The sequence below is a fragment of the Streptomyces katrae genome (assembly GCF_000717655.1).
GTDB classification, from domain to species: Bacteria; Actinomycetota; Actinomycetes; order Streptomycetales; family Streptomycetaceae; genus Streptomyces; species Streptomyces katrae_B.
Genome location: NZ_JNZY01000007.1, coordinates 1 through 20,862 on the forward strand (window position 1 = coordinate 1; position 20,862 = coordinate 20,862).

Annotated in this window: 20 protein-coding genes; 14 read left to right on the forward strand and 6 right to left on the reverse strand. The window is 73.8% G+C overall.

Translation table 11 applies throughout. The annotated features are described in order from the left end of the window. Nucleotides 1–170 precede the first annotated feature (170 nt). The 8 genes from IF09_RS0110410 to IF09_RS45550 all read left to right on the forward strand — a co-directional run bounded on the left by IF09_RS0110410 (nucleotide 171) and on the right by IF09_RS45550 (nucleotide 9,756). Complete coding sequence (locus tag IF09_RS0110410) at nucleotides 171–1,466, forward strand: hypothetical protein (protein ID WP_030294221.1); 1,296 nt, start codon at nucleotides 171–173, stop codon at nucleotides 1,464–1,466. Nucleotides 1,467–1,501: 35 nt separating this feature from the next. After that, nucleotides 1,502–2,122 carry a TetR/AcrR family transcriptional regulator gene (locus IF09_RS0110415; RefSeq protein ID WP_030294223.1) on the forward strand — a complete coding sequence of 207 codons (621 nt, stop codon included), beginning with the start codon at nucleotides 1,502–1,504 and terminating at the stop codon, nucleotides 2,120–2,122. Between the two features lie 178 nt (nucleotides 2,123–2,300). Next, nucleotides 2,301–4,562, forward strand: a complete 2,262-nt coding sequence (locus tag IF09_RS0110420; RefSeq protein WP_030294226.1) for a molybdopterin-dependent oxidoreductase — start codon at nucleotides 2,301–2,303, stop codon at nucleotides 4,560–4,562. Nucleotides 4,563–4,635: 73 nt separating this feature from the next. Continuing rightward, complete coding sequence (locus IF09_RS0110425) at nucleotides 4,636–6,111, forward strand: CitMHS family transporter (RefSeq protein ID WP_030294228.1); 1,476 nt, start codon at nucleotides 4,636–4,638, stop codon at nucleotides 6,109–6,111. A gap of 102 nt (nucleotides 6,112–6,213) precedes the next feature. Beyond that, on the forward strand, nucleotides 6,214–7,626 hold the full coding sequence (locus IF09_RS0110430; RefSeq protein ID WP_030294230.1) for an aldehyde dehydrogenase family protein: 1,413 nt from the start codon (nucleotides 6,214–6,216) through the stop codon (nucleotides 7,624–7,626). A 76-nt stretch (nucleotides 7,627–7,702) separates the two neighbouring features. Beyond that, nucleotides 7,703–8,788 carry a Zn-dependent alcohol dehydrogenase gene (locus tag IF09_RS0110435; RefSeq protein ID WP_030294232.1) on the forward strand — a complete coding sequence of 362 codons (1,086 nt, stop codon included), beginning with the start codon at nucleotides 7,703–7,705 and terminating at the stop codon, nucleotides 8,786–8,788. Between the two features lie 40 nt (nucleotides 8,789–8,828). Further along, nucleotides 8,829–9,146: a hypothetical protein gene (locus IF09_RS45545; RefSeq protein WP_030294234.1), complete on the forward strand. Its 318-nt coding sequence runs from the start codon at nucleotides 8,829–8,831 to the stop codon at nucleotides 9,144–9,146. Between the two features lie 91 nt (nucleotides 9,147–9,237). Continuing rightward, nucleotides 9,238–9,756, forward strand: a complete 519-nt coding sequence (locus IF09_RS45550) for a hypothetical protein (RefSeq protein ID WP_030294235.1) — start codon at nucleotides 9,238–9,240, stop codon at nucleotides 9,754–9,756. On the opposite strand, the gene IF09_RS0110450 is transcribed toward IF09_RS45550, so the two are convergent. Next, entirely contained in the window at nucleotides 9,663–10,307 is a 645-nt protein-coding gene (locus IF09_RS0110450) for a TetR/AcrR family transcriptional regulator (protein WP_030294238.1), read from the reverse strand. The genes IF09_RS45550 and IF09_RS0110450 overlap by 94 nt on opposite strands. A gap of 86 nt (nucleotides 10,308–10,393) precedes the next feature. On the opposite strand from IF09_RS0110450, the gene IF09_RS0110455 reads away from it, so the two are divergent. The 3 genes from IF09_RS0110455 to IF09_RS0110465 all read left to right on the forward strand — a co-directional run bounded on the left by IF09_RS0110455 (nucleotide 10,394) and on the right by IF09_RS0110465 (nucleotide 12,639). Beyond that, nucleotides 10,394–11,545, forward strand: coding sequence for an acyl-CoA dehydrogenase family protein (locus IF09_RS0110455; RefSeq protein WP_030294241.1), 1,152 nt, complete (start codon nucleotides 10,394–10,396; stop codon nucleotides 11,543–11,545). 59 nt (nucleotides 11,546–11,604) lie between these two features. Further along, complete coding sequence (locus IF09_RS0110460; protein WP_030294243.1) at nucleotides 11,605–11,895, forward strand: YiaA/YiaB family inner membrane protein; 291 nt, start codon at nucleotides 11,605–11,607, stop codon at nucleotides 11,893–11,895. A gap of 90 nt (nucleotides 11,896–11,985) precedes the next feature. Next, nucleotides 11,986–12,639, forward strand: a complete 654-nt coding sequence (locus IF09_RS0110465; RefSeq protein ID WP_030294245.1) for a TetR/AcrR family transcriptional regulator — start codon at nucleotides 11,986–11,988, stop codon at nucleotides 12,637–12,639. Here IF09_RS0110465 and IF09_RS0110470 read toward each other — a convergent pair. After that, nucleotides 12,630–13,091, reverse strand: a complete 462-nt coding sequence (locus IF09_RS0110470) for a MaoC family dehydratase (protein ID WP_030294247.1) — start codon at nucleotides 13,089–13,091, stop codon at nucleotides 12,630–12,632. The two genes, IF09_RS0110465 and IF09_RS0110470, sit on opposite strands and share 10 nt — an antisense overlap. Nucleotides 13,092–13,213: 122 nt before the next feature. Here IF09_RS0110470 and soxR point away from each other — a divergent pair, with 122 nt between their 5' ends. After that, a complete protein-coding gene (gene soxR / locus IF09_RS0110475) occupies nucleotides 13,214–13,657 on the forward strand; it encodes a redox-sensitive transcriptional activator SoxR (protein ID WP_030294249.1) in 444 nt (147 codons plus the stop codon). Here soxR and IF09_RS0110480 read toward each other — a convergent pair. The 4 genes from IF09_RS0110480 to IF09_RS0110495 all read right to left on the reverse strand — a co-directional run bounded on the left by IF09_RS0110480 (nucleotide 13,638) and on the right by IF09_RS0110495 (nucleotide 18,002). Beyond that, entirely contained in the window at nucleotides 13,638–14,471 is an 834-nt protein-coding gene (locus IF09_RS0110480; RefSeq protein ID WP_078613178.1) for a 3-keto-5-aminohexanoate cleavage protein, read from the reverse strand. The genes soxR and IF09_RS0110480 overlap by 20 nt on opposite strands. Next, nucleotides 14,468–15,094 carry a hypothetical protein gene (locus tag IF09_RS0110485; protein ID WP_030294253.1) on the reverse strand — a complete coding sequence of 209 codons (627 nt, stop codon included), beginning with the start codon at nucleotides 15,092–15,094 and terminating at the stop codon, nucleotides 14,468–14,470. The genes IF09_RS0110480 and IF09_RS0110485 overlap by 4 nt, the downstream gene beginning before the upstream one ends. 151 nt (nucleotides 15,095–15,245) lie before the next feature. Further along, complete coding sequence (locus IF09_RS0110490) at nucleotides 15,246–16,628, reverse strand: hypothetical protein (RefSeq protein ID WP_030294255.1); 1,383 nt, start codon at nucleotides 16,626–16,628, stop codon at nucleotides 15,246–15,248. 105 nt (nucleotides 16,629–16,733) lie between these two features. Next, on the reverse strand, nucleotides 16,734–18,002 hold the full coding sequence (locus IF09_RS0110495; RefSeq protein ID WP_030294256.1) for an exo-beta-N-acetylmuramidase NamZ domain-containing protein: 1,269 nt from the start codon (nucleotides 18,000–18,002) through the stop codon (nucleotides 16,734–16,736). A 70-nt stretch (nucleotides 18,003–18,072) separates the two neighbouring features. Between IF09_RS0110495 and IF09_RS0110500 the strand changes: the two genes are divergently transcribed. Both IF09_RS0110500 and IF09_RS42790 read left to right on the forward strand, forming a co-directional pair. Continuing rightward, nucleotides 18,073–18,852 (forward strand): SDR family oxidoreductase, encoded by a 780-nt coding sequence (locus IF09_RS0110500; protein ID WP_051832327.1) that lies wholly within the window; start codon nucleotides 18,073–18,075, stop codon nucleotides 18,850–18,852. Then, nucleotides 18,837–20,783: an AMP-binding protein gene (locus IF09_RS42790; RefSeq protein ID WP_418953032.1), complete on the forward strand. Its 1,947-nt coding sequence runs from the start codon at nucleotides 18,837–18,839 to the stop codon at nucleotides 20,781–20,783. Before IF09_RS0110500 ends, IF09_RS42790 begins: the two co-directional genes overlap by 16 nt. Nucleotides 20,784–20,862: the final 79 nt, after the last annotated feature.

The window sequence follows — 20,862 nt, forward strand, 5'->3', positions numbered from 1 at the left end:
ACCCGGCCCGCGCCGACCCCGCCCACCCGGCCCGCGCCGACCCCGAGCGGGACCCGCCCGGCCCCGTTCCCCTTCCGCGGCGGGGAACAAGGCTGCGCGGGCGGCCCGCGGTGACCCCGGCCGGGCCGGGTCCCGTACCTGCAGCGGGCAGCGGTGGCGGGAGCCAGGGCGTGGTCCTTCACCCGGCCGATCCGCTCACCGTGCTCGCGCACGGGATCGGGTCCCAGCACGATCTGCCGATCTCTCCCTTCTACGCCTTCGCCGGTGCCTTCGCCGCGCTGTTCGTCTCCTTCCTCGCGCTCGGTCTGCTCTGGTCCTCCTCCCGTTTCCGCGGCGACCGCTCAGGCCTCGCGCTGCCCGCCGCCCTCGAGCGGATCGCCGACGCGCCGGCCACCCGTACCGCCCTGCGCGGCCTCGGCCTCGCCGCCGCGCTCGCCGTCCTCCTCTGCCTCCTCCTCGGTCCCGACGACCCCGCGCACAACCCCGCCCCCGGCGCCGTCTACGTCCTGCTCTGGGTCGGACTCGTCCCCGCCTCCCTCCTCCTCGGCCCCGTCTGGCGCCTGCTCAACCCACTCCGCACCCTGTACCGCCTGTTGCCCCGCGCCCGGCGGCAGGCACATGTCCCCCTCCCCGCCCGGCTCGGCCAATGGCCCGCCGCCGCCGGGCTGTTCGGCTTCACCTGGCTCGAACTCGCCGCTCCGGATCCCGCATCCACCACCACCCTCCTGACCGCCCTCGCCGTCTACACCGCCGCTCACCTCGCGCTCGCCGCCCGCTTCGGAGAGCGCTGGTTCGCCGGCGCGGACCCGTTCGAGGCCTACTCCGCCCTCCTGGCCCGGCTCTCTCCCCTCGGCCGCCGCAGCGACGGCCGCCTGGTACTCCGTAACCCCTTCCACGGACTCGACGCGACACCCGAGCGGCCCGGACTCGTCGCCACCATCTGCGTCCTGCTCGGCTCCACCGCCTACGACGGCTACTGCGACAGCCCCTCCTGGATCAACGCCCTCCAGACCTCCCCCCTCGGCCGCACCCCCACGGCCACGCTCGGACTGCTCGCCGCCATCGCCCTCGTCGCCACCCTGTACTGCCTCTGCGCAGCGGCCACCCGCCTCGTCTGCGGCCCGCACCCGGGCCCGCTGACCGCCTTCGCGCACTCACTCGTGCCGATCGCACTCGGCTATCTCGTCGCCCACTATTTCTCCCTCCTGGTGACCGAAGGACCACGCACAGTAAGCATGGCACTCGGCACCGACAACGCCCCAGAACCCTTGCCGCCACTGGGCCCCGGCGCCCTCGCCGCCCTCCAGGTCGTCGCCGTCGTCACCGGCCACGTGCTCGGCGTGATCGCGGCCCACGACCGCTCCGTCCGCCTCTTCCCGCCCGCCATGGCCGTCGCCGGCCAGCTGCCGCTGCTCGCGCTCATGATCACCTACACGCTCGGGGGGATCGGCCTCCTGCTGAACTGAGACCGCCGCTGTACCGAAAAGCCAGGAGCGGCATGATGGACCCCGTGTCCCCCGCCCATCCCTTGCGCCGTACGCCGATCCAGCAGCGCAGCGCCGACCGGCTCGCCCGGATCCTCGACGCCTGCGCCGAACTCCTGGACGAGACCGGATACGAGAACCTCAGCACTCGGGCCGTCGCCCTGCGCGCCGGCGTGCCCATCGGTTCGGTCTACCGCTTCTTCGGGAACAAGCGCGCCATGGCCATCGCCCTCGCGCACCGGAACCTGGACCGGTACACCGAAGGCATCGCGGAACGCCTCGCCGCCCTCCCGGCCGGCGACTGGCGGCCCGTCGTGGACGCCGTCCTCGACGAGTACCTGGCCATGAAGCGCACCGTCCCCGGTTTCGCGCTCGTCGACTTCGGGGTGCCCGCCCCGCCCGCGGAAGGCCCGGCCGCCGACCCCAACCGGCTGGTGGCCGCACGCCTCACCGAACTCCTCGGCGCGCACCTCGGCCTGACCCCGGACGCCACCCTGGAACGGGCGGTCCTGGTCGCCGTCGAGGCCACGGACGCGCTGACGAAGCTGGCCTTCCGGGCCGATCCGGCCGGCGATCCCGGCATCGTGGCCGAGATCCGGACGATGATGCACGCGTACCTCGCCCACGCGCTGGACTGACCGCGCCCGAGCCGTCCGGTACCCGCCCTTCCGGTGCCGGGGCCCACGACCTCTCCGGTGCCCGCGCGGAAGCCCGCCCCGACCGCCCCGCGACGCACCCCTCCCCACCATGCCTACCGGTCGGTATGCTCGGGGTGTTCGCGTGTTCGTGCCGCAGCCTGCCGTCCCTGGAGGGCCCATGCCCCGCACCGCCCTGCGCATCTGCCCCCTCTGCGAAGCCACCTGCGGCCTCACCCTCACCATCGAGGGCACCGCCGTCACCGGCGCCCGCGGGGACCGCGACGACGTCTTCAGCCGCGGCTTCATCTGCCCCAAGGGTGCGGCGTTCGGTGCGCTCGACGCCGACCCCGACCGTCTGCGCACCCCCCTCGTCCGCCGCGACGGACGGCTCCAGGAGGCCACCTGGGAGGAGGCGTACGAGGCCATCGCCGCCGCGGTCCCGGCCCTCGTGCAGGAGTACGGCGCCCAGTCCGTCGGCGTGGTCCTCGGCAACCCGAACGTGCACACCATGGCGGGCGCCCTCTACCCCCCGCTCCTGCTGAAGGCGCTCGGCACCCGCAACCTCTTCACCGCCAGCACCCTCGACCAGATGCCCAAGCACGTCTCCAGCGGGCTGCTCTTCGGCGACCCCTTCGCCATCCCGGTCCCAGACCTCGACCGCACCGACTTCCTGCTGCTCCTCGGCGCCAACCCCGTCGAGTCCAACGGCTCCCTGTGCACCGCCCCCGACTTCCCGGGCCGGCTCAAGGCGCTGCGCGCCCGCGGCGGCACCCTGGTCGTGGTCGACCCGCGCCGCACCCGCACCGCCAAGCTCGCCGACCGGCACCTCGCGCCGCGCCCCGGCAGCGACGCCCTGCTGCTCGCCGCCCTCGCGCACACCCTCCTCGCGGAGAAACTCGCCGCCCCAGGCACGCTGGAGGAACAGACCGACGGCCTCGGGGAACTCGCCGAGGCGCTCGGTAGTTTCACTCCCGAGGCCGTGGCCCCCGCCTGCGACCTCACGGCCGCCGAGATCCGCGACCTCGCCCGCGAGCTCGCGGCCGCGCCCACCGCCGCCGTCTACGGGCGGATCGGCAGCTGCACCGTCGAGTACGGCACCCTCGCCAGCTGGTTGGTCGACGTGCTGAACATCCTCACCGGCAACCTCGACCGGCCCGGGGGAGTCCTCTTCCCGCTCCCGGCCGCCGGCCCGCGGCCGCGCCCCGCCGGGCCGGGCAAGGGCTTCACCCTCGGCCGCTGGCGCAGCCGGGTCAGCGGCCACCCCGAGGCCAAGGCCGAACTGCCCATCGCCGCCCTGGCCGAGGAGATCGAGACGCCGGGGGAGGGGCGGATCCGTGCCCTGATCGCCATCGCCGCCAACCCGGTGCTGTCCGCCCCCGACGGGCGGCGCCTCGACGCGGCCCTGGCCGGGCTCGACTTCATGGTGAGCATCGATCCCTACCTCAACGAGACCTCCCGCCACGCCCACGTCGTGCTGCCTCCGCCGCCGCCCTCGCAGAGCGCGCACCACGACTTCGCCTTCAACGGGTTCGCCATCCGCAACCAGGCCCGCTACACCCGCCCTGCCGTCCCGCTCGAAGCAGGCCGGCTCGACGAGTGCGAGATCCATGCCCGCCTCGTCCTCGCCGTCTCCGGCATGTACGGCTCCGCCGCCCCGAGGGCCGTGGACGACATGGTCATCCAGGGCGCCCTCGCCAAGGAGACCGCCGATCCGCGCTCCCCGCTGCACGGGCAGGACCCGGCGCGCCTGGCCGGCCTGCTCACCGGTGAGAGCGGTCCCGAGCGGCGGCTCGACCTGATGCTCCGCCTCGGGCCGTACGGAGACCGGTTCGGCGCCGGCTCCGCCCCCGACGCGGGAGCCAGCGCAGGCACGGGCGAGGGGCTCAGCCTGGAGCGGCTGCTCGCGCACCCGCACGGCATCGACCTGGGCCCGCTGCGGCCCCGGCTCCCGCGCGTGCTGAGGACGCGCAGCGGCAGGATCGAGCTGCTCCCGGACCCGATCACGGCCGAGCTCCCCAGGCTGCGCGCGGCGCTCGCCGACCGCCCCGCCGCCCTGGTGCTCGTGGGCCGCCGCCATCTGCGGTCCAACAACAGCTGGTTGCACAACGTCCCGGCCCTCACCGGAGGTTCCAACCGCTGCACCCTCCAGGTGCATCCGCAGGACGCGGGCCGGCTCGGCCTCACCACGGGCGGCCTGGCCCGGATCACCGCCGACGGCGGCAGCCTGGAGGTTCCCGTCGAGGTCACCGACGCCGTCCGCACCGGCGTGGTGAGCCTGCCGCACGGCTGGGGCCACGACCGCGACGGGACCCGGCTCTCCGTCGCCTCCGCCGCGCCCGGCGCCAACGTCAACCAGCTCCTCGACGGCTCCCGGCTCGACCCGCTGTCCGGCACGGCGGTGCTCAACGGTTTCCCCGTCGAGCTGACACCCCTGCCCTGAGCTGGGGTTTTGCTCGTATTGCTCACGCGTCGACGTCTTGTTGGCATAAGGAGGAGGCACCTACGTTCCCTGCATGCTGACCTTCCTCGGCTTCGCCATGATCGCCACCTTCCTGGTCCTGATCATGATGAAGAAAATGTCGCCCATCGCGGCGCTCGTCCTCATTCCCGCGCTGTTCTGCGTGTTCGCAGGAAAAGGCGCCCACCTCGGCGACTACGTCATCGACGGAGTCGGCAAACTCGCGCCGACCGCCGCCATGCTGATGTTCGCCATCGTCTACTTCGGCGTGATGATCGACGTCGGCCTGTTCGACCCGATCGTGCGCGGCATCCTGCGCTTCTGCAAGGCGGACCCGGTGCGGGTCGTGGTCGGTACCGCGGTCCTCGCCGCGATCGTCTCCCTCGACGGCGACGGCTCGACCACCTTCATGATCACCGTCTCGGCCATGTACCCGCTCTACAAGCGGCTCGGCCTCAGCCTGGTCGTCATGACGGGCGTCGCCGCCACCGCCAACGGCGTCATGAACACCCTGCCCTGGGGCGGCCCCACGGCCCGTGCCGCCACCGCCCTCAAGCTCGACGCCTCCGACGTCTTCGTCCCGATGATCCCGGCCCTCGCGGTCGGCCTGCTGTGCGTGTTCGTCCTCGCGTACGTCCTCGGGCTCAAGGAACGCCGCCGGATCGGCACGCTCGTCCTCCCCGGCGACGCGGAGCCGGCCGAGGAGCGGCTGCTCGTCGCCGCCACCGGGTCCGCCGCCACCGGGTCCGCCGCCACCGGGTCGGCCGACGGCGGGACCGCCGGCCCGGCCGAGCCGTCCGCCACCTCCACCGCCACCTCCGGTGGTGCGGGCGCCGGGTCCGGTTCCGACTCCGGCCCGGTGCCCGGCTCCGCCGCGCCGGAGGACGGCTTCCAGGGCCTGGACCCCCGCCGCGCGACCCTCCGCCCGCGCCTCTACTGGTTCAACGCCGGCCTCACCGTGGCCCTCCTCACCGCGATGATCATGGAGCTGCTGCCCATCCCGGTGCTCTTCCTCCTCGGCGCCGCCCTCGCCCTCACCGTCAACTTCCCGCACATGCCCGACCAGAAGGCCCGGGTCGCCGCCCACGCAGACAACGTCCTCAACGTCGCCGGAATGGTCTTCGCCGCCGCCGTCTTCACCGGTGTCCTCAGCGGCACCGGCATGGTCAAGCAGATGGCCGACTGGCTCGTCGGCGCCATCCCCGAGGGCATGGGTCCGCACATGGCCCTGGTCACCGGTCTGCTCAGCCTGCCGCTCACCTACTTCATGTCCAACGACGGCTTCTACTTCGGCGTCCTGCCGGTCCTGGCCGAGGCCGGCGCGGCGCACGGGGTCTCCCCGCTCGAGATCGCCCGCGCCTCCCTGGTCGGCCAGGCCCTGCACATGTCGAGCCCGCTGGTTCCCGCCGTCTACGTCCTCGTCGGCATGGCCAAGGTCGAGTTCGGCGACCACACCCGGTTCACCGTGAAGTGGGCGGTACTCACCTCCCTCGTCGTCCTCGGGGCAGGGATGCTTTTCGGCATCATCTGACCCCGGACACCCCTGGCGCGCCGAAAACTACCGACGCTAGTTTGTAGGGTGGTCGAACGAGGTCCGGTCTCTACGCGCTCGTGCGTGCTCGGGAGGAAAGCCATGAAGGCCCACGACGGGATGTACATCGGCGGCGCATGGCGGCCCGCCGCCGGACGCGACCGGATCGAGGTCGTCAACCCGGCCGACGAGCAGATCATCGCCGGGGTGCCGGCCGGCAACGCCGACGACGTGGACGCGGCCGTACGCGCGGCACGTGCCGCGTTCCCCGCCTGGGCGGCCACGGCTCCGGCCGAGCGGGCCGCCCTGATCGCGGCGCTGCGCGACGTGCTGATCGCCCGCAAGAGCGAGTTCGCCGAGGTCATCACCGCCGAACTCGGCTCCCCACGGGGCTTCTCGGAGATGGTCCACGTGGGGGCGCCGATCGCGGTGTCCTCCTCGTTCGCCGAGCTGGGGGCCTCGTACGCCTTCGAGGAGCGGATCGGCAACTCCACCGTTCTGCTGGAGCCGGTCGGTGTCGTCGGCGCCATCACCCCCTGGAACTACCCGCTGCACCAGATCGTTGCCAAGGTGGCGCCCGCGCTCGCCGCCGGCTGCACCCTCGTTCTCAAGCCGGCCGAGGACACCCCGCTGACCGCACAGCTCTTCGCCGAAGCCGTGCACGAGGCGGGCATCCCGGCCGGAGTGTTCAACCTGGTGACCGGGACCGGCCCGGTCGCCGGCCAGGCGCTGGCCGCGCACGAAGGGGTCGACCTCGTCTCCTTCACCGGCTCCACCGCGGTCGGCAAGCAGATCGGCGCCACGGCCGGCGCCGCCGTCAAGCGCGTCGCCCTCGAGCTCGGCGGAAAATCGGCCAATGTCATCCTCCCCGGGGCCGACCTCGCCAAGGCCGTCGCGACGGGCGTGGGCCACGTCATGAACAACTCCGGCCAGAGCTGCAACGCGCTCACGCGGATGCTCGTCCACCGCGACCAGTACGAGGAGGCCGTCTCGCTCGCGGCCGCCGCCGTCGCCTCGTACCCCTCCGGCGACCCCCGCGACCCGGGCACCCGCCTCGGCCCGGTCATCAACGCCAAGCAGCGCGACCGCGTGCGCGGATACATCGCCAAGGGTGTCGAGGAGGGCGCGCGCCTCGTCGCCGGCGGCCCCGACGCCCCGCACGAGCACGGGTACTTCATCGCCCCGACCGTGTTCGCCGACGTCACGCCCGAGATGACCATCGCGCAGGAGGAGATCTTCGGCCCGGTGCTGTCGATCCTCCCGTACGAGGACCAGGACGAGGCCCTGCGCATCGCCAACGGCACCGTGTACGGGCTGGGCGGCGCGGTCTGGGCCGCGGACGAGGAGACCGCCGTCGCCTTCGCCCGGCGCATGGACACCGGCCAGGTGGACATCAACGGCGGCCGCTTCAACCCCCTCGCGCCCTTCGGCGGCTACAAGCAGTCGGGCGTCGGCCGCGAGCTCGGCCCGCATGGTCTGGCCGAGTACCTCCAGACCAAGTCTTTGCAGTTCTGAACCGCCTTGCAGTCCTCAGCAGCCCTGCAGATCCAAGCCGCCCCGCAGTTCTGAGCCCCGAGAGACGGAATCGACCATGGTCCGCGCCGCCATCCTGCCCGCCGTCGGAGCCCCGCTGGAGATACGGGAGATAGTCCTGCCCGATCCCGGCCCCGGTCAGGTCCGGCTGCGGCTCGCCGCAGCCGGTGTCTGCCACTCCGATCTCTCCCTCACCGACGGCACCATGAGGGTGCCCGTCCCCGCCGTCCTCGGCCACGAGGGCTCGGGCACGGTCCTCGCCGTCGGCGAGGGCGTCACGCACGTCGCCCCCGGCGACGGCGTGGTGCTCAACTGGTCCCCGTCCTGCGGGGAGTGCCACCACTGCTCGATCGGCGAGGTCTGGCTCTGCGCCAACGCGCTCACCGGGGTCGGGGCGGTCTACGCCCACGACGCCGACGGCACGCCGCTGCACCCCGGGCTGAACGTGGCGGCGTTCGCCGAGGAAACGGTCGTCGCGGCCAACTGCGTGCTGCCCGCGCCCGCCGGGATCCCGCTCGCCGAGGCCGCCCTGCTCGGCTGCGCGGTGCTCACCGGCTACGGCGCCGTCCGCAACACCGCCCGGGTCCGCCCCGGCGAATCCGTCGCCGTCTTCGGTGTCGGCGGCGTCGGCCTGGCCGCCCTCCAGGCCGCGCGGATCGCCGAAGCGGGCCCGATCGTGGCCGTCGACGTCTCCCCGGCCAAGGAGGAGCTGGCCCGCGCGGCCGGGGCCACCGACTTCGTGCTCGCCTCCGACACCACCGCCAAGCAGATCCGGGCCCTCACCGGCGGCCAGGGTGCCGATGTCGCCGTCGAGTGCGTCGGCCGGGCGGAGTCCATCCGCGGAGCCTGGGACTCCACCCGCCGCGGCGGCCGCACCACGGTCGTCGGCATCGGAGGCAAGGAGCAGCAGGTCTCCTTCCACGCCCTGGAGATCTTCCACTTCGCCCGCACCCTCACCGGCTGCGTCTACGGGAACAGCGACCCCGCCCGCGATCTCCCGGTGATCGCGGACCACGTCCGCGCGGGCCGCCTTGACCTCGGCTCCCTGGTCACCGACCGCATCACCCTCGACGGCATCCCGGCCGCCTTCGACGCGATGCTCGCCGGCAAGGGCGGCCGCTCACTGGTCGTATTCCAGCCGTAGGGCTCGACGAAGGAGTCCCTCCCCCAGCTACCGCCGGGAAGTGCCCCCGGGCCGGCGGGGCCTGGCACGCGCCCTCGCCGCGGAGCGCTCACCCGCCCGCCTACGGGAGGGCGGGGTTCCGCGGCCGGAGCCGGTCCCCCGCGCGGCGCCGGAGATCAGTACGCTGACGTTCTTCGTCTCGGTGGTGTCCCTGTCGGTGAGCTCCACGGCAGGGCTCACCGCGGGCTCACCGCGGGCTCACCGCGCGCTCTCCGCCGCGACGACGCGTTCGGCGGCGTTCGCGGGCAGGCCCGGCAGGCGGAGCGCCTCCGAGGGGGCGGTCCCCGTCCCCACCGCCGCCTCGGCGGCCTCCCGGTAGCGGTCCGGGCCGCCGCACGGTCGCCGCGCGCCTCGGCGATGCGGCCGAGACCGGCGAGCGTACGGACCCGGGTGCCCATGCTCTTGACCCGGTGCGGGTCGGCCCGCTCCAGAGCCTCCTCGTCCAGCCGCTCGGCGCCGGCCGGGTCCCCGTCCAGCGGGGCCATGTCGGCGAGTCCGCGCGGCGCCGCCGCCAGGCCGGTGGAGCTGCGGGCGCAGCGGGCGAGCGCGGCGGCCTCGGCATGGCCGGTGCGGGCCGGCGCCGGGTTCTCGCCGATGCGGTGGTCGGCCCCGTTGACCAGCAGGTCCGCGCTGTCCTCCAGGGCACCGAGCCGTTCCGTGAGCGCGAGGGCCTCGTCGGTGAGCGCGATGGCCCGTACGCGGTCGCCGCGCCCGGCCGCCCGGCCGGCGAGCGTGTCCAGGGTCAGGGCGGTGCCTCAGCGGTCACCGAGTTCGCGGAACCCCCGGGCGGCGGCGCCGGAGGCCTCCTCGGCCACGGCGGTGTTCCCCTGGCCGTTCAGGCCTTGGGCAGCGCCTCGTACTGGAGGGCCAGACCGTCCAGCAACGCGGCCAGGCCCGTCTCGAACGCGCCCTCGTCCACCTCGCGCTGACGCTCGGCCAGCAGATGGGCCTGGCCCAGGTGGGGGTAGTCCGACGGGTCGTACGCCGCTTCGTCGTCCACGAAACCCCGGGCGAAGGAGCCCACCGCCGAGCCCAGGATGAAGTACCGCATCAGCGCGCCGATCCGGGTCGCCTGCGCCGGGGGCCACCCTGCGGCCGTCATCGCGCCGAACACCGCGTCCGCCAGCCGCAGTCCGGCCGGGCGCCGGCCCGGCCCGCGCGCCAGCACCGGCACGATGTTCGGGTGGTCGGACAGCGCGCTCCGGTACGAGTGCGCCCAGTCGTGCAGGGCGGCCCGCCAGTCCCGGCCCGCCCCCGGCTCGAACATCGACAAGTCGACCCGAGCGCTCACCGCGTCGGCGACCGCGTCCAGGATCTCGTCCTTCGTGCGGAAGTGGTTGTAGAGGGAGGGCCCGCTGACCCCCAGCGCGGCCGCCAGCCGCCGCGTCGAGACCGCCTCCAGCCCTTCCGCGTCCACCAGCGCGCCCGCCGCCTCCACGATGCGGTCTCGGCTGAGGAGGGGCTTGCGCGGTCTGGCCATGCGCCACATAGTAGGGCCTGCCCGCCATAAACTACCGGTGCTAGTTAAAGTGCGCCGGTCCACGCCGCCACACCCGGAGGTGCCCGGTGAACCTGGAGCTGAGCGAGGAGCAGGAGGCCGTACGCCGGCTCGCCCGCGAGTTCACCGAGCGCGAGATCGCCCCGTACACCGCCGAGTGGGACCGCGCCGAGAGCGTGGACCGGGCCATCGTGAAGAAGCTCGGCGACCTCGGCTTCCTCGGCCTGACCGTCCCCGAAGAGTACGGCGGCTCCGGCGGCGACCACCTCGCCTACGTCCTCGTCACCGAGGAGCTCGGCCGCGGCGACTCGGCCGTGCGCGGCATCGTCTCCGTCTCCCTCGGCCTGGTCGCCAAGACCCTCGCCGCCTGGGGGACCGAGGAGCAGAAGCGCGCCTGGCTGCCCCGTCTCTGCTCCGGGGATGCGCTCGGCTGCTTCGGCCTGACCGAGCCCGGCACCGGCTCCGACGCCGGCAGCCTGACCACCCGCGCCGTGCGCGAGGGGGACGCGTACGTCATCAGCGGCAGCAAGATGTTCATCACCAACGGCACCTGGGCCGACGTGGTCCTCCTCTTCGCCCGCACCGGCGACGAGCCCGGCCACCGCGGGGTCTCCGCGTTCCTCGTCCCCACCGACGCCCCCGGTCTGACCCGCCGCGAGATACACGGCAAGCTCGGCCTGCGCGGCCAGGCCACCGCCGAACTCGCCCTTGACGGCGTCCGCGTACCCGCCTCCGCGATGGTCGGCCCCGAGGGCAAGGGCTTCTCCGTGGCGATGTCGGCCCTCGCCAAGGGCCGGATGTCGGTCGCCGCAGGGTGCGTCGGTATCGCGCAGGCGGCGCTGGACGCGGCCGTCTCGTACGCCGCCCAGCGCGAGCAGTTCGGCAAGCCGATCGCCCACCACCAGCTGGTCCAGGAGCTCATCGCCGACATCTCGGTCGACGTGGACGCGGCCCGGCTGCTCACCTGGCGCGTCGCCGACCTCGTCGACCGCGGGAAGCCCTTCGCCACCGAGTCCTCCACCGCCAAGCTCTTCGCCTCCGAGGCCGCCGTGCGCGCCGCGAGCAACGCCCTCCAGGTGCACGGCGGTTACGGCTACATCGACGAGTATCCGGCGGGCAAGCTGCTGCGCGACGCCCGCGTGATGACCCTGTACGAGGGCACCAGCCAGATCCAGAAGCTGCTCATCGGCCGCGCCCGCACCGGGGTCTCCGCCTTCTGAGTACGCATCTGAGTACGCGCACGGATGTGGCCCCGGTCACGCCGCCCGATGCTGGGTCCATGAACGAGACACCGGTCAAGCAGCGCAACTCGACGGCGTACTACGGCCAGGCCGTGGCGTCCTTCGGCATCGCGATCTGCGCCGTGGCCCTGGGGATCTACAACCTCCAGGTGGACGGCTGGGTCCGCGCCTTCCTCGGCATCGCCGTCCTCTACCTCACGACCTCGGCCTTCACCCTCGCCAAGGTGATCCGCGACCGCCAGGAGCTCACCCAGATCGTCAGCCGGGTCGACCAGGCCCGGATGGAGAAGATCATGGCCGACTACGACCCCTTCCAGCCGAAGGTCTGAGCGGCGGCGCCATGTCGCCCAAGTCCGCTAAGCGCTTGCTCACCCTCCGGTAGGGTGTTCCTTTCACAGGACGAAGAGGGTGAGCGAGCGATGGACAGCGTGGAGGAGACGACCGGCGGCTACCGGCCGTGGTCGGAGGTCACCCCCGACGCCGCACGGCGGCTGCTCGTCGCCGCCGTCGAAGCGTTCGCGGAGCGCGGGTACCACGCCACCACCACGCGTGACATCGCAGGGCGGGCCGGCATGAGTCCGGCCGCGCTCTACATCCACTACAAGACCAAGGAAGAGCTGCTCCACCGGATCAGCCGGATCGGCCACGACAAGGCGCTCGAGATCCTGGAGACCGCCGCTTCCGGCCCGGGCTCGGCCGCCGAGCGGCTCGATGCCGCCGTACGGTCCTTCGTGCTGTGGCACGCCGCGCACCACACCACCGCGCGCGTGGTCCAGTACGAGCTCGATGCCCTCGCTCCGGAGCACCGCTCCGAGATCGTGGCACTGCGCCGGCAGAGCGATGCCGCCGTACGCCGCATCCTCGCCGACGGGGTCGCGGCGGGGGAGTTCGACGTGCCGGACGTCCCCGGCACCACGCTCGCCGTCCTGTCCCTGTGCATCGACGTGGCCCGCTGGTTCAGCGCCGCCGGCCGCCGCACGCCCGACGAGGTCGGCGCGCTGTACGCCGACCTCGTCCTGCGCATGGTGGGCGCGGCCCCGGACGCTCCCGCCTCCGCACTGCCTCAGAAGTAGTAGCGGGACACCGATTCCGCCACGCACACCGGCTTGTCGCCGTCCTCGCGCTCGACCGTGACCGTCGCCGCGACCTGGATGCCGCCGCCCGCCCCCGTGACCTCCGTGATCACGGCGGTGGCGCGCAGCCGCGAGCCGACCGGCACCGGGGCCGGGAAACGTACCTTGTTCGTGCCGTAGTTGATGCCCATCTTCATGCCCTCGACCCGCATGATCTGCGGCACGAGGCTCGGCAGCAGCGACAGGGTGAGGTAGCCGTGGGCGATGGTGGAGCCGAAGGGCCCGTCCGCGGCCCGCTCCGGGTCCACGTGGATCCACTGGTGGTCACCGGTGGCATCGGCGAACAGGTCGATCCGCTTCTGGTCCACCTCCAGCCACCCGCTCGGGCCGAGCGTTTCCCCGATCCCTGCGCGCAGCTCCTCGGCGGACGTGAAGATCCTCGGCTCGGCCATGCCTCTCCCTCTCCCTGGCGAATAAGCGCTTGCTCAGCGCTGCTCAGCATGCTGGGGCCGCATGTATCTGTCAACGACACGTCTGTCAACGAATGTCGGCCCGGCCGACTACCCTCGGCGTCGTGCCGCAGATTCCCGAGAAAATCCACGAGCTCACCGTCGGCCAGCTGTCCGCCCGCAGCGGCGCGGCCGTCTCCGCGCTGCACTTCTACGAGACCAAGGGCCTGATCAGCAGCCGTCGCACCGCCGGCAACCAGCGCCGCTACAGCCGCGACGCTCTGCGCCGCGTGGCCTTCGTACGAGCCGCCCAGCGCGTCGGCATCCCGCTCGCCGCCATCCGCGACGCACTCGCCCAGCTCCCCGAGGAGCGCACCCCCAACCCTGAGGACTGGGCCCGGCTCTCGGAGTCTTGGAGCGCCGAGCTCGACCAGCGGATCACCCGGCTGATGCGCCTGCGCGACCACTTGACCGACTGCATCGGCTGCGGCTGTCTCTCACTGAAGAACTGCGCCCTGTCCAACCCGGACGACAGGTTCGGCGAACAGCTCACCGGCTCCCGGCTGTAGCGGCGGTCTCCGCACCGACGGCCTCGAGGGCCGCCGTCACCAGCTCGGCATTCGAACGCGCCGGCCGTCCGTCCGGCAGGTGCAGTACGTCGCCCACGCCGGTCCGCGCGCCCGCACCGCACCGCGCGGCCAGCCGGAGCACGGGCCAGGCGGCGGTCTCCCGCCCGAACAGCAGCAGCGGCACCGGCGGCAGCCACCGCAGCCCCGCCACCAGCGCCGGATCGGCCACGGCCAGCTCCACCGCCAGCCGGATCCGCGCAGGGTCCCGTACCGGCCAGGCCAGGAACCGCGCGAGCGCACCCGGCTCCGGCCCCGCCCCGGCGTCCTTCCCGCCCGGCGGAACCACCGCGTCCACCGCCACGCCCCTCGCCAGCAGGGCCTCCGCCAGCTCCTCGGCCCCCGGCTCCGCGAAATGCACCACCGCCCGGTCCGGCAGCACCGCCCACGACCGGACCCGCTCCAGTCGCCCCGCCGGATCCGGCTCGGCCCCGATGCCCGCCGGCACCGAAAGCGGTACGGAGACCCCCGCGCCCCGCACCGCCTCCAGCAGCGGCCCGACGACCCGGGGCGAGAGGCTCTCCCGGCCGCACGGGGTCCGCGGATGGACCAGCACCTCCCCGGCCCCGGCGGCGACCGCCCCCAGGGCCGACTGCACCACGTCCGGCGGGGACAGGGGCACGGCGCCGCCGTCGGCGGCACTGCGCCCGCCGTTCAGCGACACAGAAACCGATACCGACACCGCAGCCGTGACCGGCGCCGTGGCCGACACCGGCGCCGTGACCGGCGCAGCCACCCGCAGCCCGCGCAGGCTCATGCCGCCCCCGCCGAAGCCTGATCCGTGGCCGACGCCGAGCCCGCCAGCGCCGGCCTCGGCACGACGATCCCGCAGCCCGCGCACACCGGCCCGTCCCAGGCCCACGCCCCCTCCCAGCTGCCATGCCCCGCGCGGGGCCCCCGTCTCTGCCCCGGCACGTGCGCGGGCCAGCGCAGCTCCTGCTCCCCGCAGACCGGGCACCCCGTCCCCGGCTCCGACTCCAGCGCCGCGACCAGCCGCCGCAGCACCTCGCCCAGCGTCCCGTCGGGCCGCACCCCAGGATCGGCGCACCTCACCACCGCGTCCCCGCTGCCGCCCCACGCCCACTCCGGGCGGCGCAGCCCGTGGTACTTCTCCCGCCGGCGCCGCTCCGCGAACTGGCGCTCGTACTCCAGCCAGACCGCCCGCGCCTCCTCCAGCTCCTCCAACGCCGCGACCAGCCGCAGCGGATCGGCCCCCCGGTCCTCGGGGGCGATCCCGTGCCGGTCGCACAGATGCCACCACGTCGCCCGGTGCCCGTACGGAGCGAACCGCTCCAGGCAGCGGCGCAGCGAATGGCGCCGCAGGGCACGGTCATTGCGTGCATCCCGCACCTGGTACGCCAGACTTCGGAAACCCGCCATCACACCTTCACCTCCGTCGCGCCCACGCCCGCACCGGGGGGCGTCGTACTACGTCGAACGACGACGCACCGTGAGATGTGCCCAACATGCCCGGTCAGCTGCGGGCGCATGCGGGGGCGGTCGAGGCGTGCGGGTGGCACATGGCCGGAACTCAGCGCCCCATGCGCCCCGCAGCAACCACGAGCCGGGCCAGCTCCTCGTGGCAGATGTCGCTGTGCGCCCCCGAGGGCGGACCGCCGCGCCGCACCACGGACCCGGTGTCCACACTGACGCAACCGGCCTCCGGGACCCCCGCGCGCAAGGCCGCGCCGAGGCTGAGCCGCGGCGCGCCCGGCACCGCCTGCACCCCGTCGTGACCGATCGCGCCCCACCGCTCGTCGAAACCGAGCAGACCGGCCGAATCCCCTGCCGTCCGGGAGGCCAGGGGGTAGAAGACCTTGAGGGCCGAATCGTACGCGGAGTGGCAGGCGAGCACCGGGCCGTCGACCCTGTGCTGCAGCCCGCGCAGCGCCCCGCCGCTGCCCTTGTCGTGGGGGAGCCGGTCGGCGAAGGCGTAGTGGGAGAAGGCCCCTTGCAGCAGGGTCGCGGACTTCACGTACCGGGCCCCGTCCGGCACCGCGCGCAGCGAGAAGGACACCACCCGGGCCCCGAAGCTGTGGCCGATCAGATGGATCCGCAGGGCCGGGCGGTGGCCCGCCAGTTCGGCCAGCACCGGGCCGAGGCCGCGCTCACCGACGACCCCGGCCCGCTTCTTCATCTGGTAGTACGTGGCCTGCCGCAGCAGCTCCTTCGCGCCGTTCCACAGCGCGCGCAGGCCGCCGCCGACGGAGAAGCCGGGCTCGGCCCCGCCCCCGGGCAGCGCGCCCGCCTCGATCAGCCCATCGGTGAAGGCCCGGCACACCTCCAGCACGTCGTGCGTGAAGATGGCGGGCACGTCCCGCACGGCCGGGACCGCGACGGCCGTGACGGCTGTGACGGCCGTGACACCCCCGGCACCCACCACACCCGCGTCGGACGCCTCCGCCGGATCGGCCGCATCGACGGCATCCACACCGGCCAGCTCCCGTATCAGCGCGCCGAATTCGGTGAACGCGGCAGCCGACTCCGGCCGGTCCTCCAGCAGTTCGGCGACCCGGTCCAGCTCCGCCACCCGCCCCGGCCAGAACTCCCCGAGCGCCCGCAGCGTGGCGGGGTCCAGCGCCGTCCCGTGGCCCGGCTCGGCGAGCGCGGCGTGCGGATCGAAGTCCGGGATCGGCTCGTCCGAGAACCGGATCGAGGGCCATACGACACCCACGTACCCCAGCCGTACCCCCCGCCCCACCAGCCCCGGGAAGGGGGCGTAGAAGCGGTCGAAGAGCCGGGTCGACGTCGACCGGTCGCTGTTCCAGCCGTGCGCGAAGACCAGCAGATCGGTGGCCTCCAGCGCCGCCACCGCGGCCTGCGAGCTCAGGTCCACGTCCCCGTCGGAGTCGAAGGTCAGCTCCGCGTACGGGCCGACCCCGATCCCGCCGCTCGACGCCGTTGCATCCGACATGAGGTCCCCCTCCGGGCCGTCTCTCCGGTGCCGTCCAGCATCCTGCTGCTGCCCTCACCCGGCCAGACCTCCGGCGCGCACGGATTCACGCGGATTCCCGCGGTTTCACGGATACAGCAGGTACCGCCCCCGCACCGCCGCGAACCGCTCCAGCCCCGCCGCCCAGTCGGCCGCGATCTCCTCCACCCCGGCCCCTGCGTCCACCATCTTCCGGACCCGGTCCGAGCCGGTCAGCCGGTCGATCCAGTGGTCCGTGCGCCACGCGAAACCGCTCCACGTCCGCTTCGCCGTCACCAGCAGCCCGATCCCGGCCCGTACCGGATCGAAGGCCGCCCGGTCGTGCACGATCAGCCGGACCCCGCCGCACATCTTCCCGGCGTGCTTGGAGAAGGCCGGTGTGAAATAGGCCTCCCGGAACCACACCCCGGGCAGCCCCAGCGCCTCGGCCGCCTCCGCCCACCGCCGCCCCACGCCCTCCGCGCCGGCCACCTCGAAGGGCGTGGTCGTCCCGCGCCCCTCCGACAGGTTGGTGCCCTCGAACAGGCAGGTGCCGGCGTACGCGAGGGCCGTGTCCGGCGTCGGCACGTTCGGGCTCGGCGGCACCCAGGGCAGTCCGGTCGCCCCGAAGAAGGAGTCCCGCCGCCACCCGGTCATCCGTACCGTGCTCAGCCTGACCGGCTGGGCGGCCAGGAACTCCCCGTTGAACAGCAGGGCCAGCTCGGCCACCGTCATTCCGTGCGCGAGCGCGATCGGCTCCCGGCCCACGCCGCTCGCGTACGCGCGCTCCAGCACGGGCCCTGCGGCCCGCCGGCCGCCCACCGGGTTCGGCCGGTCCAGTACGACCACCGCCTTGCCGGCCAGCGCGGCCGCGCGCATGCAGTCGTACAGGGTCCAGATGTAGGTGTAGAAGCGCGCCCCGACGTCCTGGATGTCGAAGACGACGGTGTCGATCCCGGCGGCCGTGAACACGTCCGCGAGCTTCTGCCCGCTCTTGCCGTACGTGTCGTACACCGGCAGCCCGGTCGCCGGATCGCGCCCGGCCGTCTCCGAGCCGCCCGCCTGCGCCGTCCCGCGGAACCCGTGTTCCGGCCCGAACACCGCCACCAGGTCCACCCGGGCGTCCGTGTGCAGTACGTCGACCAGGTGGCGGGCGTCGGCGGTGATCCCGGTGGGGTTGGTGACCACCCCGACCCGCTGCCCGGCGAGCACCGCGTAGCCGTCCGCTGCGAGCTGCTCGAAGCCCGTGCGCACCCGGTCGGCGGCCCCGGCGGCCGGGTCCGGCGGCCGTACGGGGGCCGCGCCTGCCGCCCCGAGCGTCCCCAAGGCCCCCGTCGTCCCCGCCAGTCCCAGCAGCCCCCGTCGTGACAGCGTCATCCGGCCACGCTAGGGGCCGACCCCCTTCCGCCCCGACATACCGACCGGTTAGTCTGCCCGGCATCCGGCCATGAAAGGTGATCCCGTGAGCGCGTACCAGGACCAGCGAGTCGTCGTCACCGGCGCGGGCGGCGGCATCGGCGCCGCCCTCGCCCACCGCTTCGCCGCCGAGGGGGCCAGGGTCGCGGTCAACGACCTCGACGCGGCCAAGGCCGCCGCCGTGGCGGACGGGATCGGCGCCCGGGCGATCGCGGTCCCGGGCGATGCCTCGGCCGTCGTGGCCCAGGCCCGCGAGGCCCTCGGCGGCCGGGTGGACGTCTACTGCGCGAACGCCGGACTCGCCTCGGGCGGCGACGCGTTCGCCGACGAGGGCGTGTGGGAGGCGGCCTGGGACACCAACGTCATGGCGCACGTCCGTGCGGCCCGGCTGCTGCTGCCCGACTGGCTGGAGCGCGGGAGCGGGCGCTTCGTGTCCACCGTCTCGGCCGCAGGGCTGCTGACCATGATCGGAGCGGCGCCGTACAGTGTCACCAAGCACGGTGCGCTCGCCTTCGCGGAGTGGCTCTCGCTGACCTACCGCCACCGCGGCGTGCAGGTCCACGCCATCTGCCCGCAGGGGGTGCGCACCGACATGCTGACGGCAGCGGGCTCGGCGGGCGACCTCGTCCTCGCGCCGACCGCGATCGAGCCGGAAGCGGTTGCGGACGCACTGTTCGACGGCATGGAGAAGGGCCGGTTCTTGATCCTCCCGCACCCGGAGGTCGCGGACTACTACGCCGCGCGCGCCACCGAACCGGACCGCTGGCTCGGCAGCATGAACCACCTCCAGCAGAAGTGGGAGATCAGGTGACCCGGCCCTCCGGCTATGCCGCCAAGCCGTGGCTCGGGCTGCTCAGCCCGGCCCAGCGCGCCCCCGTCTCGCCGCCGCCCAGCGTGCTGCACGCCTTCCGCGACGCCGTAGCCCGGGCCCCGGAGCGCACCGCGCTGGCCTACTTCGACGGCCGCATCGGCTACGCGGAGACCGACGCGCTCTCGGACTCCGTCGCCGGCCACCTCGCGGTGCGCGGCATCCGCCGCGGGGACCGGGTCGCCGTCATGCTGCAGAACACCCCGCACTTCGTGCTCGCCGTCCTGGCCGCCTGGAAGGCCGGGGCGGTGGTCGTCCCGCTCAACCCCATGTACAAATCGGGTGAGATCGGCCATATCCTGCGCGACTCGGGGGCTTCCGCGCTGATCTGCGACGGCCGCGCGTGGACGGCGTACGTGGCCGACGCCGTCCGCGGTACGGCCGTACGCGTCGCCCTGACCGCCTCGGACCGGGACTTCCAGACCCGGAACGACCCGCGCGTCTTCGCTCCGACTGAGCCGGGCTCCGCCACCGCGCCGGTCCCGATCGCACCGGTCCCGATCGCGCAGGTTCCGATCGCGCAGGTTCCGACCGCGCAGGTTCCGACCGGGCAGGTCCCGACCGCGCCGGCTCCGACCGCGCCCGTCCCGACCGCGCCGGACCGTTCCGCGCCGGGCTCCGCCCCGGCGTCGGCCGGCGCCGCCGGACTGATCCCGCAGCCGCGACGCCCACTGGCCGGATCCGCCGAGTCGGGACCCGCCCGCCCCGACGCCGTCACCGCCGGCGTCCCGGCCCCGGCCGGCGTCCCGGCCCCGGCCGACCTCACCGCCGTGGCCCGCCAGGGCCACCCCGCCCCGCCGGACCCCGGCCTCACCGCCGCCGACACCGCGCTCATCAGCTACACCTCCGGCACCAGCGGCACCCCCAAGGGCGCCATGAACCCGCACGGCGCGCTCACCCACAACGCCGTCCGGCAGGTCACCGGGCACCCGCTCCCCGAAGGCGCCGCGTACTTCGCCCTCGCGCCCCTGTTCCACATCACCGGCATGGTCTGCGAGCTCGCCGCCTGCTTCGCCAACGCCGGCACGCTCGTCCTCGCCCACCGCTTCGACGCCGGCGTCGTCCTCGACGCCTTCCTCGAGCACCGCCCCGCCTACACCGTCGGCCCGGCCACCGCCTTCATGGCCCTCGCCGCCCACCCCGAGGTCACCCCGGACCACTTCGCCTCGTTCCAGGTGATCTCCTCCGGCGGCGCCCCGCTCCCGCCCGCCCTGGTCGAACGCCTCCGCGCCGCCTTCGGCTTCTACCTGCGCAACGGCTACGGCCTCACCGAGTGCACCGCCCCCTGCGCCTCCGTGCCCGTGCACCTCGAAGCCCCGGTGGACCCCGCCTCCGGCACACTCTCCGTGGGCCTGCCCGGCGCCGACACGCTCGTACGGATCCTGGACGAGCACGGCGGCGAGGCACCCTTCGGCGAGACCGGCGAGATAGCCGTCCGCGGACCCCAGGTCGTCCCCGGCTACTGGGGGCTGCCGGCGGACACCGCCAAGGCCTTCCCGGACGGTGAACTGCGCACCGGCGACGTCGGTTTCATGGACGCGGACGGCTGGCTCTACGTCGTCGACCGCAAGAAGGACATGATCAACGCCTCCGGGTTCAAGGTCTGGCCGCGCGAGGTCGAGGACGTGCTCTACACCCACCCCGCCGTGCGCGAGGCGGCCGTGGTCGGCGTCCCGGACCCGTACCGCGGCGAGAGCGTGAAGGCGTACGTCAGCCTGCGCCCCGGCACCTCGGTGCGGCCGGAGGAACTGTCCGCGTACTGCGCCGCCCGCATCGCCGCCTACAAATACCCGCGGCAAGTGGAGATCCTGCCTGTTCTGCCGAAGACGACGAGTGGCAAGATCCTGCGACGGGAACTGCGCGATCGCGGCTGAAAACAGCCGTACGGTCGTACAGCAGGTCGTACAGCAGGTCGTTCTGCCGGTTGCTCTGCCGGTCGTACGGACCAGAGAT

Coding starts and splice junctions, on each gene's coding strand:
- IF09_RS0110415 (WP_030294223.1), top strand. CDS start 1,502: ATGGACCCCGTGTCCCCCGCCCATCCCTTGCGCCGTACGCCGATCCAG.
- IF09_RS0110420 (WP_030294226.1), top strand. CDS start 2,301: ATGCCCCGCACCGCCCTGCGCATCTGCCCCCTCTGCGAAGCCACCTGC.
- IF09_RS0110425 (WP_030294228.1), top strand. CDS start 4,636: ATGCTGACCTTCCTCGGCTTCGCCATGATCGCCACCTTCCTGGTCCTG.
- IF09_RS0110430 (WP_030294230.1), top strand. CDS start 6,214: ATGAAGGCCCACGACGGGATGTACATCGGCGGCGCATGGCGGCCCGCC.
- IF09_RS0110435 (WP_030294232.1), top strand. CDS start 7,703: ATGGTCCGCGCCGCCATCCTGCCCGCCGTCGGAGCCCCGCTGGAGATA.
- IF09_RS0110450 (WP_030294238.1), bottom strand. CDS start 10,307: ATGGCCAGACCGCGCAAGCCCCTCCTCAGCCGAGACCGCATCGTGGAG.
- IF09_RS0110460 (WP_030294243.1), top strand. CDS start 11,605: ATGAACGAGACACCGGTCAAGCAGCGCAACTCGACGGCGTACTACGGC.
- IF09_RS0110465 (WP_030294245.1), top strand. CDS start 11,986: ATGGACAGCGTGGAGGAGACGACCGGCGGCTACCGGCCGTGGTCGGAG.
- IF09_RS0110470 (WP_030294247.1), bottom strand. CDS start 13,091: ATGGCCGAGCCGAGGATCTTCACGTCCGCCGAGGAGCTGCGCGCAGGG.
- IF09_RS0110480 (WP_078613178.1), bottom strand. CDS start 14,471: ATGAGCCTGCGCGGGCTGCGGGTGGCTGCGCCGGTCACGGCGCCGGTG.
- IF09_RS0110485 (WP_030294253.1), bottom strand. CDS start 15,094: ATGGCGGGTTTCCGAAGTCTGGCGTACCAGGTGCGGGATGCACGCAAT.
- IF09_RS0110490 (WP_030294255.1), bottom strand. CDS start 16,628: ATGTCGGATGCAACGGCGTCGAGCGGCGGGATCGGGGTCGGCCCGTAC.
- IF09_RS0110495 (WP_030294256.1), bottom strand. CDS start 18,002: ATGACGCTGTCACGACGGGGGCTGCTGGGACTGGCGGGGACGACGGGG.
- IF09_RS0110500 (WP_051832327.1), top strand. CDS start 18,073: ATGAAAGGTGATCCCGTGAGCGCGTACCAGGACCAGCGAGTCGTCGTC.